Below are 16,586 nucleotides of genomic sequence, written 5' to 3'. Positions count from 1 at the left end.
CGCTGCTCTTGTTGCGCCATTCACATAGCTTTATTATTCCGCAACTTGCGGGCTTAAGTAAAACTCTTTAAAAAACGGATGATTAGATAATGTTTCAACCCCTGACGTTAATGTTGGGCTTACGCTATGCGGGTGCTCGGGGCCAACGCAGCTTTGCCTCTTTTGTATCTGGCTTCTCGACTATCGGTATTTTGCTCGGTGTGGCTGCCCTTATCGTGGTGTCGGCTGTGATGAACGGCTTTGAGCAACAGCTAAAAGACCGGCTGCTCAGCGTGATCCCCCATGCCTTAGTCACAGATGCCCAAGGCAAATTGGCAGATCCTGAGCAATATCAAACATTGTTCGCCAATAATAAAACCGTGCTCAGCCAAGCGCCTTTTATTCGCGCCGAAGCCATGGTGCAGGGGCCGCGCCATTTAACGGGCGTGGAGATGTATGGCATAGACCCGACTAATGGGCAAGATCGCATCTTGCAAACGCTGGACTCGCGTACCCGTGAATACTTCGAATATTTACCCTATGGCTTAGTGATGGGTGCCGGTGTGGCGCAAAATCTTGGCATAGAAGCCGGCGACCAAGTGCGGGTAACCGTGACCGAGGGCAGCCGCTTCACGCCACTGGGGCGCGTGCCCAGCCAGCGTTTGTTTACTGTAGTCGGCATTTTTAGTACCGGCACAGATGTAGACAATCAGCTGATTATCTCCCGTTTAGAAGATGCCAATCGTTTATTGCGCTACGCCCCCGAACAAGCCTCGGGCTTGCGCCTGTGGTTAGACGATCCCTTTGCGCTGTCAGCCTTACCTAAATTGCCCGACGGGCTGGTTTATGAAACTTGGCAGCACAGCCGCGGCGAGTTGTTTCAAGCCGTGGCCATGGAAAAGCGCTTAATGAGCCTGATGCTGGCGCTGATCGTCTTAGTGGCGGCCTTTAATATTTTGTCGGCCATGGTGATGGTGGTCACCGACAAAGAGGCCGAGATTGCCATGTTGCAAACCTTAGGTCTTAGTCGTGGCCGCATTATGACGGTATTTATGATCCAAGGCGGCTTTAGCGGCGTGTTGGGCAGCCTACTGGGCTTTGGCTTAGGTGTATTGACCTGCCTTAATTTAGACGCCGTGCTCAATGTGCTGGGCCTTAACTTTTATGGCGCCGCCGGTGGCAGCCAGTTACCTGTGCTGTTATTACCGAGCCAGCTTGTCACTGTGTTAGTTTCTACTCTTCTTCTTTGCGTGTTGGCCAGCCTGTATCCGGCGTGGCGAGCATCGCGCGTTCATCCTGCCGAGGCATTGCGCTATGAATAACCCCCTGTTAGTGGTTGAAAACTTAACCAAAACTCATTTAGACGGCGCCGCGCCCATCACTATTTTAGATGGCGTGAGCTTGCAATTAGCCGCCGGCGAAAGCTTGGCCGTGGTCGGCAGCTCGGGCTCGGGCAAGAGTACCTTGTTGCATTTGTTAGGTAGCCTAGATGCGCCGACCAGTGGTCGAGTATTGATTGAAGGCCAAGACTTGCATCAGATGCGTGCTCGTGCACAGGCGAAGTTTCGTAATCAGCACATGGGCTTTATTTATCAGTTTCATCATCTATTAGGTGAATTTAGCGCGCTGGAAAACGCCGCCATGCCGTTGTTGATTGCTGGGCGCCCCGTAAGTGAGGCCAAAGATGAAGCAGAAAAGCTGCTTAAGCGCGTGGGCTTAGGCCACCGTTTGGATCACAGACCCTCTGCCTTATCTGGCGGTGAGCGCCAACGGGTGGCAATAGCGCGTGCCTTGGTCAATAAGCCGCGCTTGGTGTTGGCCGACGAGCCCACCGGTAACTTGGACGCCCACAGTGCCAGTGAGGTGTTTGCCTTATTGGCCGAGCTGCAGAGTGAGCTGGGCACAGGCTTAGTGGTAGTGACTCATGACTTGGGCTTGGCGGCGCGTTTGGACAGGCAGTGTCAGTTGGTGGACGGGCGTTTGGTGGATGGCCAGTTAGTGGACGGGCGCTGGGTAAATGAAGGGCAGTTGAAATATAAAGAGCAGCTGGTGGTAGCCAAACTGCTTGCAGCTAAGGAGCAAGCTTAATGTTTCGTCCGTTAAGTGTGTTTTGGGGCTGGCGCTTTAGCCGTGCCAAACGCCGCAATCGCTTTATCTCTTTTATTTCGGTGGCCTCCATTTTGGGTATCGCCATCGGGGTTAGCGCGCTGATATTAGGTTTATCGGCCATGAATGGCTTTGAGCGCGAGCTGGAAAACCGCATCTTGTCGGTGATCCCCCACGGCCAGCTAGTGAGCGCCAAGCAGCCGGTTACTAACTGGCAGCCTATCGCCCAGCGGCTCGAGTCTGAGTCTGGCATAGTGGCGGTGGCACCTTTTGTGCCGCTAGAGGGCTTACTCAGCCGCGGCGATAAGTTAAAAGCGGTGCGCATTCAAGGGGTGGATCCGGCTCTTGAAGCACAAGTGTCGAACTTAGCGCCATATTTAGGAGGCGCCAGTTTAAGTGTGCTTAAGCCCGGCGAGCGTGGGCTTATCTTGGGCAAAACCATTGCCGATCAGCTGGGCTTAACAGTGGGCGATAAGGTGTCGTTACTCTTGCCGGCCCCAGGTGGTGACGGCTTTGCCTCGCCCAAGCGCCACAGCTTTACCCTGCAAGCGGTACTGAACTTAGGCGGCCAGCTCGACAGCGTGCTCGGCTATACCGACATTCAAGATGCGCAGCAGTTACTGGGCTTGGACGATGCGGTCACCGGCTTTCATGTGCGGGTGGACGACGTGTTGGCGGCAGATAAAATCACCATGTACGCCGCCATGGGCATGCCGGTGGCGTTTTACGTAAGCAGCTGGATGGAAAGCCAAGGCAATATTTATCACGATATTCAACTGGTGCGCACTCTGATGATAGTGGTGCTGCTCTTGGTGATGGCGGTGGCCAGCTTTAATATTGTGTCTACCTTGGTGATGGCGGTAAACGAGAAGAAGGGCGACATTGCGATTTTGAAAACCATGGGTGCCGGCCCGTGGCAAATTCGCGGCGCCTTCGTGGTGCAAGGCATGCTAAACGGTATTACAGGCGTCTTGCTTGGTGGGCTAGTGGGCTTATTACTGGCCACGCGGTTATCGGAATTGGTGGCCAGTGTTGAGAAAATAACCGGGCACAGATTCTTAAACCCAGATATCTATTTTATCGATTTTATTCCTACCGAGTTTCACTGGGCTGATTTATGGTTGGTCACGGGCTCGGCCCTGACGCTGATTTTTATCGCCACTATTTATCCCGCTTGGCGCGCCGGTAAGTTGCTACCAAGGCAGTTGCTGGGAGAAGCTTGATCCAAGCTTGAAGCTGAGAGCTAGAAGCCGAGAGCTGGAAGTTAACGACTAAAAATAAAAAAAGCCCCGATTCTTAAAGAATTGGGGCTTTTTGTTTAGCTTGGTCCTAGGGGCCGTGTTTTTCTTACTGCTTCTAGCTTCTAGCTTCTAGCTTCTAGCTTCTAGCTTCTAGCTTCTAGCTTCTAGCTTCTAGCTTCTAGCTTCTAGCTTTTATCGTCGTCTGGTTTGCCAAGAACGAATGATCCTGCAGCGCCAGTAAATGCGGGTGAGCAGCCAACCGAGCAGCGCCGAGAGTAGGGCGAGCGTTAAGGCGCCGGTGAGCAGTGGTGGGGCTATGCCCCAAAAATCATGCTCTAACAAATTTTTAAAATCGCGCATCGGCAAGCCTAGTATGTGGGTGCCCAGTTGATAGGCGCCAACCATCATGGGCGCTATGGTCAGCGGGTTACTGACCCAGACCACGGCGATGGCCAGCGGCAGATAGCCCCGTAGCGCTAATGCTAAACCGATGGCGATAAAGGAATGTAAAGGCAGCGGAAACCAAGCGGCAAACAAGCCGGCCCCGATGGCGATGGCAGAAGAATGGCGGTTGTAATGCCAATAGTCGGGGGCCAGCAAGCGCTCGCCAAACACGCCTAACAGCTTATTGTTACGTAAGGTCGCTTGGCTGGGCATTTTGGTGCTTAACCAAGTGCGCAATTTATTTAGCATTGCGATCTTGCCTTCTTTGCTGCCAGCGCCTCGCTACCGTCCAGCGCCACAGGCCGTGGATCACCATGTAGCCGGTGGCGGCACTCACCACCGCCATCACCACACAACCCAGTAGAAACGGCGGGGCGGCCGAGCTCATGGCGCTGCTTAACCAAGAAAGGCTGAGTTCAAAATGCTTATAGTGATGGGGGCGATTGAGTAAGAAAGAACCTAAGCGGTAGGCAAAGTAAAATAGCGGGCCCATGGTCAAGGGGTTGGTTAGCCATACCAAGGCTGCCGACAGCGGCAGGTTGACGCGAAAGTACATGGCGAGCATGACAGCTGCAAACATTTGAAAGGGGATCGGCATCCAAGCACAAAACAGCCCCACGGCAAAGGCGCCGGCGGCGGAGTGACGATTAAGATTCCACAAATTATTGTCGTGTAATCGACTGCCTAATAACTTTAAATACTGGTTATTTTTAATGGTGCCCGGATCTGGCATCAGGCGTGTTAACAGCTTTTTTGGCATTTGGTTTAAGTCCGCAATACTTACCTGATGGACAAGCGACTTTTTTCATTTAGCGCAGGCGTATCAAGCCTCATTATTTGGCCTTGGCTACCGAGCTGGGATAGCTGGATACCGCTGCTCTGCTTGGCAGCCGTGGGCTGGCAACGCAGGCCTATGCTGGCGTGTTTATTGCTCGGTCTTGTCTGGGCTATTTGTTACAGCCATTGGCAATTAAATTGGCTGCAATATCCCACTTTGTTTACGCGCGCGCAAATAATAACGGCTCAAGTGAAAACCGTACAATTCACTAATAATCAAAATACGAAGTTGATTGTCAGGCTCAGCCACCTCAATGGTCAAGCTCTTTCCCCAAAGCCGCGGCTCTTGCTTAGTTGGAATAGTGAGCAAACGCCACCTCAAGTGGGGGATGACATGCAAACGATTACTCAGCTGCGCTTGCCTCATGGTTTACATAATCCGGGCACCTTTAGCCGTAGCCGCTGGCTGTTAGGTCAGGGCGTAACGGCACAGGGTAGTGTGAGCGGAGCGCTGGAGTCAATGCCTACCGCGAACCTTATTGATAGTCGGACGTCTTGGGTAAATGCCTTGCAGCACAGCACTCAAGCGCTAGTCGCGCAACCTTGGATTTTGGCACTCAGTATTGGCGATAAAAGCGGCTTAACGGCGGATGATTGGGCCATGCTCAGGGGCTTGGGCATCAGTCATCTGTTTGCTATCTCCGGTTTGCACATTGGTTTGGTGGCGGGCTTAGGCTTATTGCTAGGGCGCCTTACGGGGAAGCGCGGTGTCGGGGTGGGGGTAGCCGTCGGGTTGGCGTTGGCTTATGCCTGGTTGGCGGGCTTTTCGGTGCCCACGCAACGGGCGCTAATGATGCTGATGTTGTGGTTGAGCATTATGGGTTGGGGACGTTTGTGGAGTGGTCGGCGTATCTTATTACTGACAGTGGCGTTGTTATTGGCGGTGAATCCGTGGTGGGCACTCAATCAAGGCTTTTGGCTATCTGTGCTGGCGGTGGCGGCTTTGCTGTTGTTAGCCGGTTGGCAAAAGCGTACTAGCCTGTGGCGTTTACAGCTGGGCTTAACGGTGTTGCTCTTGCCCTTGGTGATGCTGTTTTTTGGTGGCTTAAGTTGGTTATCCTTGCCGGTAAACTTGGTGCTCATACCGCTGTTTACCTTAGTGCTTATTCCTCTATTACTGCTGGCCTGCTTATTGTTATGGCCAGCCCCCAGTGTGGCCGCTGGCGTGTTTCGACTATTAGATATGTTGTTTAGTCATTTAATGAATGGGCTGCATAACTTAAACGAGCTGGCTTCGCCTTGGATTTGGTTATCTGCCCAGCAACTGGGGCTGGGTTTTGCTCTGTTGCTGTTATCGCTGTTGTTGCTGCCTAAGGCGCGCATGTTAATGCTGCTGCCGCTGAGCTTAATAGCCTTAATGCTGCTACCTGCTCCTAAGTGGGAGGTGCGGGTGTTGGATGTGGGGCAGGGCTTATCGGTGTTGGTGACTCAAGGCAAGCGGGCGCTGCTTTATGATACGGGAAATCGCTTTAGCTCGGGCTTTAATATGGCGGATGCGGTGATTTTGCCGCTGCTACGCCATTTAGGCATAACACAGCTCGATTATTTAGTGGTCAGTCACGACGACCAAGATCACAGCGGTAATCGTGATTATCTAGCACGCACCTTAGCGATTAACCAGCAATGGGGCGCTTGGTCCTCTGGTCAGCGCTGTCGGGCGGGGCAAGAGGCCAGCTGGGGCGCACTCGAATTGAAGGTGTTATGGCCGTTACAAATAACGAACCACAGCAACAATGACTCCTGCGTGTTGCACATTAGTGATGGCCGAGTATCGGTATTATTAACCGGCGATATTGAAGCCAAGGCCGAGCAGGGGTTGTTGGCCACGGCGCAAGATTTAAGCGCAGGCTTGTTGCTCAGTCCGCATCACGGCAGTAACAGCTCTTCCACCTTGGCCTTTAATCAAGCAGTAAACCCTGACTGGGTGGTGCATACCGCAGGTTTTGCCAATCGTTGGGGCTTTCCGTCACCACAGGTGGTGGCGCGCTTTGAGACCCAAGGTGTCGTTCAGTTAATGACCGCAGAATTGGGCATGGTGCACCTAGTGGCAGAGGGTGAAAACTGGCGTTTAATGCAGGCTCAACGGCCCGGCGCTTGGTATCAGCAGCTCAATACTTGGTTGCAGGAGCGTAAACCGTTAGAATAGCGCCTTGTTTTTCAAGGTAGAGACCTTATGTCCCAAGATGCACACACTTCTTCCTGGCCGGTGCTTAAGCGGTTATTGGGTTATGTGAAGGAACGCAAATTCGGTTTGCTGCTAGCCATTATTGGCATGGTGGGATACGCGGCCGTGAATACTGCCTTTATTTCTGCCGTAAAACCGCTGATTGACGATGGCCTGACCGGCCAAGATCCGGCCTTCTTAAAGATGATGCCGTTCTTTATCTTAGGGATGTTTTTTCTACAGGGCCTGTTTTCTTTTATGTCCAGCTTTTGCATGGCGTGGGTGGGCAATCATGTGGTGTTGTCGTTACAACAACAGGTGTTTAGCAAACTCATGACCATGCCGGTGGCCTTTTTTGACAGGCACAACAGCGGCAACTTATTATCTAAAGTCACCTACGATGCCTCTCAAGTGTCCTCTGCCGCCAGCTCCACCTTAGTGACCTTAGTACGCGAAGGCGCCACCGTAATCGGCCTGCTCATCATGATGTTTTATTATTCTTGGCAGCTATCGTTGGTGTTTTTTATTGTCGGGCCCATAGTTGGCGTGATGATCGCCATTATCAGCCGTCGCTTTCGCCGCTTAAGCCGTGGCATGCAAGATGCCATGGGTAATATCACCAGCAATACTGAGCAAATGCTCAAAGGCCATAAAGAAGTGCTGATGTTTAATGGTCAGCAAGTGGAAGCGGAGCGCTTTCATGGCGTTAGTAATGCGGTGCGTCAGCAAAACATGAAGATGGTGGCCACCGATGCCACCGGCACGTCCTTGGTGCAGCTGATTGCTTCTACCGCGCTGGCGGCCTTGGTATTTATGGCCAACGTCGATGGCATGCAAGATAAAATCTCGCCCGGTACTTTTATTGCGGTACTCGGCGCCATGCTGATGCTGATGCGCCCCCTTAAGAGCCTGACTCAGCTGAACTCTTCGTATCAGCGCGGCATCGCCGCAAGCCAAAGTTTGTTTGGTTTGCTTGATGCCGACGGTGAAACCGACACCGGCACCCGTAGTTTAACGCGCGCCACCGGCAATCTTGAATTTGATAGCGTCAGCTTTACCTATCCCACCAAAGAAAATGCCGCCTTAAAAAATGTCAGTTTTAACCTAATACCGGGTAAAACCATAGCGCTCGTGGGCCGCTCCGGCTCCGGTAAAAGCACCATCGCCAGCTTACTCACGCGTTTTTACGATATCGACCAAGGTGAAATTCGCCTCGATGGCGTGGACTTGCGTGAATATAAGTTGAGTGACTTGCGCCGCCAATTTGCCTTGGTCTCGCAACAGGTGCATTTATTTAACGACACCATAGCCAACAATATTGCCTACGCGGCACAAGGTGAATATAGCCGCGAGCAAATTATTGCGGCGGCCAAGGTGGCCTATGCGGATGAATTTATTACCAAGCTGCCTGACGGTTACGATACCGTGATTGGTGAAAATGGTGCCAGCTTGTCTGGCGGCCAGCGCCAGCGTATCGCCATTGCTCGCGCCCTGTTGCGTAACAGCCCGTTACTTATCTTGGACGAAGCGACCTCGGCACTGGATACCGAATCGGAACGCCATATTCAGGCGGCCTTAGATGCGTTGCGCAAAGACAGAACGGCCATCGTCATCGCGCACCGTTTATCGACCATAGAAAGCGCCGATGAAATATTGGTGATTGACGAAGGCCGCGTGGTGGAGCGGGGCTCTCACACCGAGTTAATGGCGCAACAGGGCGTGTATGCCCAGCTAAGAAGCATTCAATATGGCGAGCAGTAATGTCAGCTAGGGTTGAAACTGCCTGGTATAAGGGAGCTTGGTGGCTATGGCTGCTGGCGCCATTAAGCCTGTTGTTCGGCTTAATAAGTGGCTTGCGTCGCGGCTTATTTAAACTGGGGTTAACGCCCGTTTATCGTGCTCCTGTGCCTGTGATAGTGGTTGGCAACTTAAGTGTCGGCGGCAACGGTAAAACACCTGTGGTGGTGTGGCTGGTACACTGGCTGCGCACTCAAGGCTATAACCCGGGCGTGATCAGCCGTGGCTATGGCGGCAAGAGCGCGCATTATCCGCTGTTGGTGACGGCTGACACTCCCGCAAGCGTCGCCGGGGACGAGCCGGTACTCATAGTGACGCGCACCGACTGCCCGCTGGCCGTTAGCCCCAAACGGGGCGAGGCGGCGGCCTTATTAGTCAGCCATGGCGTGGATATTATTATCAGTGACGACGGTCTGCAGCATTATGCGCTGGCCCGTGATATTGAGCTGGTGGTGGTGGATGGCCAGCGCCGCTTTGGCAATGGCCATTTATTGCCCATGGGGCCGCTGCGTGAGCGTAAATGGCGCCTTAATCAGGTGGACGCCATCATCAATAATGGCGGGCCGGCTGAGCATAACGAATTTTTAATGACGCTGGCACCCGGTGCCTTAGTGGCTGTGAGTAACTTAGTGGCCATGAGTAACCTAGTTAATAGTGAGTCGGATAAGGTCACCCCCACGCCGCCTGCGCGGGTGCATGCCTTAGCCGGCATTGGCCATCCGCCTCGATTTTTTAGCATGTTACGCCACTTGGGCTTTACACTGGGGCATTGCGTAGCACTGGGTGACCACCAAGCGGTGGCGATTAGCCAGCTGCATTTATTACAATCTGCCCCCTTGCTGATTACCGAAAAAGACGCGGTGAAGTGGCCCGGCGGGCACGACAACACTTGGTATGTGCCAGTAGATGCGCAGTTGCCGCTGGCCTTTGAACACCTGCTTTTAACGCGACTTAAGGAGCTACACCATGGCGATTGATGCAAAACTGGTGGAAATTATTGCCTGCCCTATCTGCAAGGGAAAACTGCAGCTGGACCGCGCGCACAACGAATTAGTGTGTCGTTTTGACCGTTTGGCCTATCCCATTACCGAAGATATTCCGGTGTTGCTGGAAAATAAAGCCCGCAAACTGAGCCTAGATGAGCTGCCCGCATGAGTTTTGTGGTGGTGATTCCGGCCCGTTTTAGCTCGACCCGTTTACCGGGCAAACCGTTGGCGGATATTCACGGTAAACCCATGATCCAATGGGTGGTCGAGCAGGCACAAAAAAGCAGTGCATTAAGAGTGGTGGTGGCCACCGATGATGCACGTATTGAAGCGGCACTGGCTGATTGCGAGGTTGAGGTGTGCTTAACCAGCCCGCACCACGACTCAGGCACCGAGCGCTTAGCGGAAGTGGTGGAGTTATTGGGCTTGGCCGAAAATGACATTGTGGTGAACGTGCAGGGCGATGAGCCCTTGCTGCCGCCCGCACTGGTGGATCAGGTGGCTCATTTATTGGCGGCCAGTCCTGCCCCCATGGCCACCTTGTGTACGCAAATAGACACCCTTGACGAGCTGCAAGACCCAAACGTGGTTAAGGTGGTGCAAAGTGCCCAAGGCTTGGCCTTGTACTTTAGCCGCTCCATGCTGCCCTTTGATCGCGACGGCATGGCCACAGGCCAACCTGATCTTAGCCAGTGCCGCCGCCATATCGGTATTTACGCCTATCGCGCCGGCTTTATTCGTCGCTATTTAGCCTTGCCCGTGAGCCCGCTGGAGCAATTAGAAAAGCTCGAGCAGCTGCGCGTGCTCTGGCATGGCGAGTCCATCGCCATTGCCAACGCCTGTGAGCGGCCACAGCCGGGTGTCGATACCCCCGCCGATTTAGACGCCGTGCGTCGCCAGTTAGCCAGTGCATAAAAATTTAAATTAAGTCTGTAATTAAGCCATGAAAGGGGTACCTTACCCCGCAATTATGACGATTAAACGTCACATTAAAATTTCTGAGGAATATTATGATCACTCTTGGTGAATACATCATTAAGAATCAAGCTGACTACCCCAACGCCAGCGGCGAGTTATCGTCGCTGTTATCGTCTATTCGCCGTGCGGCCAAAATAGTGAACCGCGAAATCAACCGCGCCGGTCTGGTGACCGACATTATCGGTGGCAGCAATAATAGCGAGAACGTACAGGGTGAAGTGCAGCAAAAGCTGGATGTGTTCGCCAACGACATGTTTAAAGCCGCATTAGAAGCCCGTGGCGAAGTGTGTGGCATTGCCTCAGAAGAAGAAGATCACTATGTGATCTTCGACGATGAGCGTCAATGTAACGCCAAATACATAGTACTAATGGACCCACTCGATGGATCTTCAAATATCGATGTCAACGTGTCTGTGGGGACTATCTTCTCGATTTACCGTCGCGTGAGTGAAGCCGGCCAGCCGGTAACCATGGAAGACTTCTTGCAGCCAGGTGTGAACCAAGTGGCCGCCGGTTATGTTGTTTACGGCTCTTCTACCATGCTGGTGTATACCACGGGTAACGGCGTGCACGGCTTCACCTACGACCCGACTTTGGGCTCGTTCTGCCTGTCTCACGAGAATATTCGTATTCCAGAGCAGGGCTATATCTATTCCATTAACGAAGGTAACTACATTCGCTTCCCAGAAGGCGTGAAAAAGTACCTGAAATTTTGCCAAGAGAAAGATGAGTCTAGCAAGCGCCCGTATAGCTCACGCTACATCGGCTCTTTGGTGTCGGATTTTCACCGCAACATGCTTAAAGGCGGCATCTATATTTATCCGTCTGGCACCAATTCGCCAAACGGTAAGCTGCGTTTATTGTATGAGTGCAACCCGCTGGCCTTTATGGCCGAGCAGGCCGGTGGTAAAGCCACCGACGGTTTCCGTCGTATCATGGAAATTAAGCCCACCGAATTGCACCAGCGCACGCCGTATTTTGTCGGCTCTATCAAGATGGTCGACAAGGCCGGCGAGCTGATGACTGAGTTTTCGAGCGCAGAGTAAGCCTAACACATAGCTAGAAGCTGAAAGCGGGAAGTGAAAAGCTAATCTAGCACTCAGCTAACAATAAAACACCGAGCCCGTCATAGGCTCGGTGTTTTTGTTTGTGTCACCGTTAGCTCAAAGATTTATTAGCAACGAAATCCACAAAAACCACGAAAAAATAGTGATTAAATCTGAAAGATTTTTAATGGTTAAGGGCTAAAACGCTCTTTTTCTCTGGCGTCTTACCGGTACTGGGTCGTGACCCTGCATGACGAAGCCTCGGTATCTCGCTCTGGGTTTTAAAGCCAAACCGTTATCCTGATTTTTATCAGGATAACGGTATAAGGGTGAGATCCTGATGTGCGTCAGGAAGACGGCTTAAAAGACCGCGATACCCTTTACGCCGTAAGCGGTACGTTAAAGATAAACAGCAAGCCCGCTCTTATACTAATCTAAGTAAAGATATGGCCTATACCGTAAGAATGTAGGTGGCAACTTGTTCGCCACGGTTTTATATTTTAAAACAGCCAGCAAAGCTGGCCTGCCGAACAAGTTGGCAGCTACAAGGTCAAAACCAACAAAGCTTGATCAGTACAATGATCAGTTAGATTTCCAGAATGGTATTACCAATAAGATCCCTTTAGATCTTATCCTTATTTTTCTGTGGGTTTCGCGTTCTTTCGTTGCAAAAAATAGGTCTGTTTTTTTGCTCTTGTTGTATGTGAACTGCGCTTCACGCTTCACGCTTCACGCTTCACGAGCAATAAAAAAGCCGACATAAATGTCGGCTTTTTCTGCGCTAGACCTTTGGCCTAGTGAGGATTACTTCTCGACGTGCGAATGAAACTCACGCTCTGCAGCACCGGTATAAAGCTGACGAGGACGACCGATTTTTTGTTTCGGATCCGACATCATTTCATTCCAGTGAGACATCCAACCAACGGTGCGCGCCAAAGCAAAAATCACCGTAAACATGCTGGTGGGAATGCCGACCGCTTTCAGCACTATGCCAGAATAGAAGTCCACGTTCGGGTACAGCTTACGCTCCACGAAGTAGGGGTCAGACAGCGCAATACGCTCCAACTCCATGGCCACGTCTAACAGCGGATCTTCAATCTTAAGCTCATCAAGCACTTCATGACAGGTTTCACGCATCACAGTGGCACGGGGGTCGAAGTTCTTATACACCCGGTGACCAAAGCCCATTAAGCGGAACGGATCATCTTTGTCTTTAGCACGCTGAATAAACTCAGGAATGCGATCCACTGAGCCTATCTCTTCCAGCATCACCAAGCAGGCCTCGTTAGCACCGCCGTGGGCCGGTCCCCACAAAGAAGCAATACCAGCAGCAATACAGGCGAACGGATTGGCACCACTGGAGCCCGCTAAGCGCACAGTCGAGGTGGAGGCATTTTGCTCATGATCCGCATGCAAGGTAAAGATGCGGTCCATGGCGCGCTCAACTATCGGGTTCACTTTGTAGTCTTCGCACGGGATGGCAAACATCATTTGCAAGAAGTTACCGGCATAGCTTAAGTCATTACGCGGATAAACAAACGGCTGTCCAACCGAGTATTTATAGGCCATAGCCGCGATAGTCGGCAGCTTAGCTATCATGCGATGTGCGGCCGTTTCGCGGTGTGACTGGTCGGTAATGTCCATGGGGTCGTGATAAAACGCGGACAAGCCCGCAATCACGCCGCAGACAATCGCCATCGGGTGAGCATCACGACGATAGCCTTTGAAGAAGGATGACAGCTGCTCGTGCACCATAGTGTGGCGCATGATGAGACGCTTAAATTCTTCGAACTGTTTGGCCGTTGGCGCTTCTCCGTACAGCAGCAAGTAGCAAACTTCGAGATAGTTTGCTTGTTTTGCCAACTGGTCAATGGGGTAGCCACGGTACAGTAATATGCCCAAATCACCGTCGATATAAGTAATGTCGGACTGGCAGGATGCCGTTGCCATAAAACCAGGATCGTAGGTAAAGTAGCCATGTGAGCCTAGTGTGCTGATATCTATCACATCATAACCAGCAGTGCCTGAGGCTATAGGAAGCTCGATGGGCTCCTGGCCGGGCAGATGCAGAGTGGCCTTTTGGTCAGCCATAGCACGTCTCCTTCGCTTTTTTATAATAGGTCCGCAAGTAAGCATTTTTACATAATTTGCATCGATGTTTAACTACTAATGCATCCTGCGGTGCGGGCATATTGAAAACAGAAGTATGGATCAAAGTCAATTTCCCTCCACATTCGTTTTCTAGCACTTAAGTCGTAGTGCGACGAGCTTTACAGATTTAGCAATTGGATCAAGGCCTTCGTTGTAATTACAAATAGTGCTTCATATACTGGCTCTCGAGGATAGACGAGGCTGTAGTGAGAATTTAGCGGACCTTAAAGCGAAATAATGAATGCTAAGGCGTTCGTCGCTTTTAGTGAAAACATGCTGAAAATGCTCATTTCGTGTATCTGGGCCATGTCTATTACAACAATAACTAACGAGCTCAATGGAGCCAAGTGGGCAATACCGTGACTAAAAAACAGAGACCTGTAAACCTCGATCTACGGACTATTCGCCAACCTGTCGCTGCAATCGCATCAATTCTGCACCGGGTTTCCGGCGTTATCACTTTATTTTCACTCGCTATCCTATTATGGCTGCTCAGCAATTCGCTCTCGTCCGAGGCTGGATTTCTGAACGTCGTGGATATATTAGACGGCTTTTTTGTCTGGTTTATCCTGTGGGGTATGTTAACGGCACTGGCTTATCACATAGTGGGGGGCTTGCGCCATCTTGCAACTGACCTCGGATATTGGGAGGAGTTGGAGTCGGGTGCACTCAGTGCCAAGGTGGCATTGGGCGTGACAGCAGTATTGTCAGTGCTAGCGGGGATAATGGTATGGTAACGACTACAGCAAGCGTTGGCCGCAATGGCACGCACGACTTTATGTTGTTGCGTGTTACGGCCGTCATTATGACCTTATACACCCTGTATTTGGTGGGCTTTATCGCCTTTAACGACATTACTTATGATGTGTGGGTAGGCTTTTTTGCCAAGACCTCAAATAAGGTGTTTACGCTACTGGCCCTATTAAGCGTGCTCGTTCATGCCTGGATAGGTGCCTGGCAGGTGCTCTCTGACTATGTTAAATGCGCGCTCTTGCGTGGTGTTTTACTGGGTGGAGTAGTGGTGTTACTGCTGGTTTATGTACTGACCGGTGTTGTCGTACTGTGGGGTGTATAAGTTGACTATTACCATTCGCGAATTTGATGCCGTGGTTATCGGCGCAGGTGGTGCCGGCATGCGTGCCGCCTTGCAAATAGCCGAGTCGGGCAAAAGTTGTGCACTGCTCTCAAAAGTGTTTCCAACTCGCTCTCATACCGTCTCCGCCCAAGGTGGCATTACCGTCGCTTTGGGTAACACCCATGAAGATAACTGGGAATGGCACATGTACGACACCGTCAAGGGCTCCGATTATATCGGTGACCAAGACGCGATTGAGTTTATGTGTCAAAGCGGCCCTGAGGCCGTGCTTGAGCTGGAAAAAATGGGCTTACCCTTTTCAAGGCTCGACAACGGTAAAATCTATCAGCGCCCCTTTGGCGGCCAGTCACTGAACTTTGGTGGTGAGCAAGCCTCGCGCACTGCGGCGGCCTCAGACCGTACCGGTCACGCGCTGTTGCACACGCTTTATCAGCAAAACGTTAAGCACAAGACCACGGTTTTTTCTGAGTGGTATGCGCTGGATCTGGTGAAAAATGCCGACGGTGAAATCGTGGGTTGTACTGCCATCGACATTGAAACTGGCGAGCTGGTGTACTTTAAAGCCAAGGCCACTATTTTAGCCACAGGTGGTGCGGGTCGTATTTATCAGTCCACCACCAATGCGCACATTAATACCGGTGACGGCATCGGCATGGCCATACGTGCCGGTGTGCCTTTGCAAGACATGGAAATGTGGCAGTTTCACCCCACCGGCATCGCGGGTGCCGGCACCCTCGTCACCGAGGGTTGTCGTGGTGAGGGCGGTTACTTGCTAAATAAAGACGGCGAGCGTTTCATGGAGCGCTATGCGCCCAACGCCAAAGACTTGGCCAGCCGTGACGTAGTGGCGCGCTCTATGATGATTGAAATCCGCGAAGGCCGCGGCTGCGATGGCCCTTGGGGCCCGCACTTAAAGCTTAAGCTCGATCACTTAGGTAAAGACGTATTAGAGTCGCGCTTACCGGGTATTTGTGAGTTATCGCGTACCTTTGCCCACGTGGATCCTGTGTTTGAGCCGATCCCCGTCATTCCTACCTGTCATTACATGATGGGTGGCGTGCCGACCAACGTAAATGGTCAGGCTTTAACTACGGACGAAAACGGCAAAGACACGCCGGTTAAAGGTTTGTTTGCCGTTGGCGAAGTGGCGTGTGTATCGGTACACGGCGCCAATCGCTTAGGCGGTAACTCCTTGCTCGACTTAGTGGTCTTTGGTCGGGAAGTGGGCCGCCATTTGGTAGAAGCATTGCAAGCGCTGGGTGATGTGAAAGACGCCACCGACACCGAAATTGATGCAGCACTGGTGCGTTATAACCGTTGGCAGAATAATCGTGACGGCGAAGACCCAGTACAAATTAAGAAAGACTTGCAAGAATGCATGCAGCATAACTTCTCGGTATTCCGCGAAGGTGCAGCCATGGCCGAAGGTTTGGCTGAGTTGAAGAAAATCCGCGAGCGCCTTAATAATGCCCGCTTGGATGACACCAGCGCTGATTTTAACACTCAACGCATTGAGTGCTTAGAGTTAGATAACCTAATGGAAACCGCCTATGCCACGGCGGTGGCGGCAAATTTTCGTACTGAAAGCCGCGGCGCGCACTCGCGCTTTGACTATCCAGATCGCGATGATGCCAACTGGTTGTGCCATTCCTTATACAGCCCTATGACTGACTCCATGAGCACGCGCCCGGTGAACTTATCACCCAATCACCGTGAGGCTTTTGAGCCGAAAGCGCGGACTTATTAAGGAAGGGGAGCAAG

The 16,586-nt window shown here is 51.9% G+C and carries 15 protein-coding genes; 12 read left to right on the top strand and 3 right to left on the bottom strand.

Annotated elements, in window-relative coordinates; genetic code table 11:
- Nucleotides 1-89: 89 nt before the first annotated feature.
- Genes ACEN2G_RS03530 through lolE form a run of 3 tightly spaced genes read left to right on the top strand, consistent with a single transcriptional unit; the run spans nt 90 to nt 3,308 of the window.
- Complete coding sequence (locus ACEN2G_RS03530; protein WP_442020086.1) at nt 90-1,301, top strand: lipoprotein-releasing ABC transporter permease subunit; 1,212 nt, start codon at nt 90-92, stop codon at nt 1,299-1,301.
- Complete coding sequence (gene lolD, locus ACEN2G_RS03525; RefSeq protein ID WP_442020085.1) at nt 1,294-2,067, top strand: lipoprotein-releasing ABC transporter ATP-binding protein LolD; 774 nt, start codon at nt 1,294-1,296, stop codon at nt 2,065-2,067. Before ACEN2G_RS03530 ends, lolD begins: the two co-directional genes overlap by 8 nt.
- Complete coding sequence (lolE, locus tag ACEN2G_RS03520) at nt 2,067-3,308, top strand: lipoprotein-releasing ABC transporter permease subunit LolE (RefSeq protein ID WP_442020084.1); 1,242 nt, start codon at nt 2,067-2,069, stop codon at nt 3,306-3,308. Before lolD ends, lolE begins: the two co-directional genes overlap by 1 nt.
- A gap of 210 nt (nt 3,309-3,518) precedes the next feature.
- On the opposite strand, the gene ACEN2G_RS03515 is transcribed toward lolE, so the two are convergent.
- On the bottom strand, nt 3,519-4,019 hold the full coding sequence (locus ACEN2G_RS03515; protein WP_442020083.1) for a DUF2062 domain-containing protein: 501 nt from the start codon (nt 4,017-4,019) through the stop codon (nt 3,519-3,521).
- Nucleotides 4,009-4,530, bottom strand: a complete 522-nt coding sequence (locus tag ACEN2G_RS03510) for a DUF2062 domain-containing protein (RefSeq protein WP_442020082.1) — start codon at nt 4,528-4,530, stop codon at nt 4,009-4,011. The genes ACEN2G_RS03515 and ACEN2G_RS03510 overlap by 11 nt, the downstream gene beginning before the upstream one ends.
- 27 nt (nt 4,531-4,557) lie before the next feature.
- On the opposite strand from ACEN2G_RS03510, the gene ACEN2G_RS03505 reads away from it, so the two are divergent.
- The 6 genes from ACEN2G_RS03505 (at nt 4,558) to fbp (ending at nt 11,578) form a co-directional block, all read left to right on the top strand.
- The gene (locus ACEN2G_RS03505) at nt 4,558-6,753 is read left to right on the top strand and encodes a DNA internalization-related competence protein ComEC/Rec2 (RefSeq protein ID WP_442020081.1); all 2,196 of its coding nucleotides are present in this window, start codon (nt 4,558-4,560) and stop codon (nt 6,751-6,753) included.
- A 27-nt stretch (nt 6,754-6,780) separates the two neighbouring features.
- Nucleotides 6,781-8,532, top strand: coding sequence for a lipid A ABC transporter ATP-binding protein/permease MsbA (gene msbA, locus ACEN2G_RS03500; protein WP_442020080.1), 1,752 nt, complete (start codon nt 6,781-6,783; stop codon nt 8,530-8,532).
- A complete protein-coding gene (lpxK, locus tag ACEN2G_RS03495; protein ID WP_442020079.1) occupies nt 8,532-9,545 on the top strand; it encodes a tetraacyldisaccharide 4'-kinase in 1,014 nt (337 codons plus the stop codon). The genes msbA and lpxK overlap by 1 nt, the downstream gene beginning before the upstream one ends.
- A complete protein-coding gene (locus ACEN2G_RS03490) occupies nt 9,535-9,723 on the top strand; it encodes a Trm112 family protein (protein WP_087034643.1) in 189 nt (62 codons plus the stop codon). The genes lpxK and ACEN2G_RS03490 overlap by 11 nt, the downstream gene beginning before the upstream one ends.
- On the top strand, nt 9,720-10,469 hold the full coding sequence (gene kdsB / locus ACEN2G_RS03485; RefSeq protein WP_442020078.1) for a 3-deoxy-manno-octulosonate cytidylyltransferase: 750 nt from the start codon (nt 9,720-9,722) through the stop codon (nt 10,467-10,469). The genes ACEN2G_RS03490 and kdsB overlap by 4 nt, the downstream gene beginning before the upstream one ends.
- Nucleotides 10,470-10,552: 83 nt before the next feature.
- Nucleotides 10,553-11,578, top strand: coding sequence for a class 1 fructose-bisphosphatase (gene fbp / locus ACEN2G_RS03480; protein WP_442020187.1), 1,026 nt, complete (start codon nt 10,553-10,555; stop codon nt 11,576-11,578).
- A gap of 804 nt (nt 11,579-12,382) precedes the next feature.
- On the opposite strand, the gene ACEN2G_RS03475 is transcribed toward fbp, so the two are convergent.
- On the bottom strand, nt 12,383-13,669 hold the full coding sequence (locus ACEN2G_RS03475; protein WP_442020077.1) for a citrate synthase: 1,287 nt from the start codon (nt 13,667-13,669) through the stop codon (nt 12,383-12,385).
- A gap of 407 nt (nt 13,670-14,076) precedes the next feature.
- Between ACEN2G_RS03475 and sdhC the strand changes: the two genes are divergently transcribed.
- From sdhC to sdhA, 3 genes are read left to right on the top strand one after another with little or no spacing between them, the layout of a single operon-like run.
- Complete coding sequence (gene sdhC, locus ACEN2G_RS03470) at nt 14,077-14,466, top strand: succinate dehydrogenase cytochrome b556 subunit (protein ID WP_442020076.1); 390 nt, start codon at nt 14,077-14,079, stop codon at nt 14,464-14,466.
- Complete coding sequence (gene sdhD / locus ACEN2G_RS03465; protein ID WP_442020075.1) at nt 14,460-14,804, top strand: succinate dehydrogenase, hydrophobic membrane anchor protein; 345 nt, start codon at nt 14,460-14,462, stop codon at nt 14,802-14,804. Before sdhC ends, sdhD begins: the two co-directional genes overlap by 7 nt.
- Before the next feature lies 1 nt (nt 14,805).
- On the top strand, nt 14,806-16,572 hold the full coding sequence (gene sdhA, locus ACEN2G_RS03460; RefSeq protein WP_442020074.1) for a succinate dehydrogenase flavoprotein subunit: 1,767 nt from the start codon (nt 14,806-14,808) through the stop codon (nt 16,570-16,572).
- Nucleotides 16,573-16,586: the final 14 nt, after the last annotated feature.

The sequence above is a fragment of the Oceanisphaera sp. W20_SRM_FM3 genome (assembly GCF_052119705.1).
Classification (GTDB): domain Bacteria; phylum Pseudomonadota; class Gammaproteobacteria; order Enterobacterales; family Aeromonadaceae; genus Oceanimonas.
The sequence above is the reverse complement of the archived record's forward strand: the minus strand, read 5'-3'. Positions and strand labels throughout refer to the sequence as shown.

What these genes read in the sequence shown, in the direction of transcription:
- ACEN2G_RS03475 (WP_442020077.1), bottom strand. Translation starts at nt 13,669, where the DNA reads ATGGCTGACCAAAAGGCCACTCTGCATCTGCCCGGCCAGGAGCCCATC.
- lpxK (WP_442020079.1), top strand. Translation starts at nt 8,532, where the DNA reads ATGTCAGCTAGGGTTGAAACTGCCTGGTATAAGGGAGCTTGGTGGCTA.
- ACEN2G_RS03530 (WP_442020086.1), top strand. Translation starts at nt 90, where the DNA reads ATGTTTCAACCCCTGACGTTAATGTTGGGCTTACGCTATGCGGGTGCT.
- ACEN2G_RS03515 (WP_442020083.1), bottom strand. Translation starts at nt 4,019, where the DNA reads ATGCTAAATAAATTGCGCACTTGGTTAAGCACCAAAATGCCCAGCCAA.
- lolD (WP_442020085.1), top strand. Translation starts at nt 1,294, where the DNA reads ATGAATAACCCCCTGTTAGTGGTTGAAAACTTAACCAAAACTCATTTA.
- lolE (WP_442020084.1), top strand. Translation starts at nt 2,067, where the DNA reads ATGTTTCGTCCGTTAAGTGTGTTTTGGGGCTGGCGCTTTAGCCGTGCC.
- msbA (WP_442020080.1), top strand. Translation starts at nt 6,781, where the DNA reads ATGTCCCAAGATGCACACACTTCTTCCTGGCCGGTGCTTAAGCGGTTA.
- ACEN2G_RS03510 (WP_442020082.1), bottom strand. Translation starts at nt 4,530, where the DNA reads ATGCCAAAAAAGCTGTTAACACGCCTGATGCCAGATCCGGGCACCATT.
- ACEN2G_RS03490 (WP_087034643.1), top strand. Translation starts at nt 9,535, where the DNA reads ATGGCGATTGATGCAAAACTGGTGGAAATTATTGCCTGCCCTATCTGC.
- kdsB (WP_442020078.1), top strand. Translation starts at nt 9,720, where the DNA reads ATGAGTTTTGTGGTGGTGATTCCGGCCCGTTTTAGCTCGACCCGTTTA.
- ACEN2G_RS03505 (WP_442020081.1), top strand. Translation starts at nt 4,558, where the DNA reads ATGGACAAGCGACTTTTTTCATTTAGCGCAGGCGTATCAAGCCTCATT.
- sdhD (WP_442020075.1), top strand. Translation starts at nt 14,460, where the DNA reads ATGGTAACGACTACAGCAAGCGTTGGCCGCAATGGCACGCACGACTTT.